The organism is Actinoalloteichus spitiensis RMV-1378 (assembly GCF_000239155.1).
In the GTDB taxonomy this organism is placed as follows: Bacteria; Actinomycetota; Actinomycetes; order Mycobacteriales; family Pseudonocardiaceae; genus Actinoalloteichus_B; species Actinoalloteichus_B spitiensis.
The window spans coordinates 1-1,525 of sequence record NZ_AGVX02000350.1 but is presented as its reverse complement, the minus strand read 5'-3'; the positions used below and the strand labels follow the sequence as shown (position 1 = coordinate 1,525).

Below are 1,525 nucleotides of genomic sequence, written 5' to 3'. Positions count from 1 at the left end.
AGCATCGGCACGGTCGGTGGTTCCGGGCGGATGTCGGCGAGGTCGCTGGCGAGGGTGTCCCGGAGCGCGTCGACGGCGGGGCTGTGGGAGGCGTAGTCGACGGCGATCCGGCGGGCCCGCACGCCGGCGGCGTGGAGGGTGGCGGCGAGGGTGTCCAGGTCCTCCGGCGGTCCGGCGAGGACGGTGGCCCGGGGGCCGTTGGTCGCGGCCACGGTCACCCGGCCGGCGTGGGGCGCCAGGTGGTCGGCGGCGGCGTCGGCGGACAGCCCCACCGACAGCATCCCGCCCGTGCCGGCCAGTTCCCGGAGGGCGCGGGCGCGGAGGGCGACGACGCGGGCGGCGTCGTCGAGGGAGAGGGCGCCCGCGACGTAGGCGGCGGCGATCTCCCCCTGGGAGTGGCCGATGACGGCGTCGGGGCGGACGCCGTGGTCCTCCCAGACGGCGGCGAGGGCCACCATCATCGCGAACAGCGCCGGTTGCAGCACGTCGACCCGGTCCAGGCCGGCGCCGGTGCGCAGCGCCGCGTCGAGGTCGATGTCCCCGTGCCGGCGGAGGGCGGCGGCGCAGTCGGCGATCCTGGCCGCGAACGCCGGGCTCTCGTCCAGCAGGTCGCGGGCCATGCCGGGCCACTGGGCCCCCTGGCCGGGGAACACGAAGACGGTCCGCGCGTCGGGGTCGACGACCCCGGTGACCACCGCCGACGTCGGGCGGGACGAGGCCAGGGCGCGCAGCCCGGCGTGGAGTTCGTCGCGGTCGGCGCCGAGCACGACGGCGCGGCGGTCGAGGGCGGCCCGCCGGGTCAGCAGTCCGTGGGCGACGTCGGTGACGTCGACGTCGCGGTCGGCGAGCAGGTGGGCGAGGCGGTCGGCCTGGTCGGTGAGGGCGCCCTCGGAGCGGGCGGAGACCAGCAGGGGCACCACCGCCGGGGTGGTCGGTGCGGTGCGGGGAGCCGGTGCCGGCTCCGGCTCTCGGTCGGGGTCAGGGTGCTCGTGCTGCTCGGGTGCCTGTTCGAGGATGACGTGGGCGTTGGTGCCGCTCACCCCGAAGGACGACACGGCGCCCCGCCTCGGCGCGTCGCCCGTCCAGTCCCGGGCCTCGGTGAGGAGCTGGACGGCGCCGGTGGTCCAGTCGACGTGCCCGGTGGGCCGGTCGACGTGCAGGGTGCGGGGCATGCGGGCGTGCCGCATCGCCTGCACCACCTTGATCAGGCCGGCGACGCCGGCGGCGGCCTGCGCGTGGCCCAGGTTCGACTTGACCGAGCCCAGCCACAGCGGGGTGTCCCGGTCCTGCCCGTAGGTGGCCAGCAGCGCCTCGGCCTCGATGGGGTCGCCGAGCCGGGTGCCGGTGCCGTGGGCCTCGACCAGCTGGACGTCCCGCGCGGCGAGCCCGGCCCCGTCCAGCGCCTGCCGGATCACGCGTTGCTGGGCCGGCCCGTTGGGGGCGGTCAGCCCGTTGGAGGCGCCGTCCTGGTTGACCGAGGTCCCCCGCACGACGGCCAGCACGGGGTGGCCGTGGCGGCGGGGGG

General features: G+C 77.8%; 1 protein-coding gene. It reads right to left on the bottom strand.

The genetic code is table 11. From position 1 onward, the window contains the following. A partial coding sequence (locus tag ACTIDRAF_RS0215760; RefSeq protein WP_016699692.1) for an acyltransferase domain-containing protein occupies positions 1-1,525 on the bottom strand: 1,525 nt, incomplete at both ends.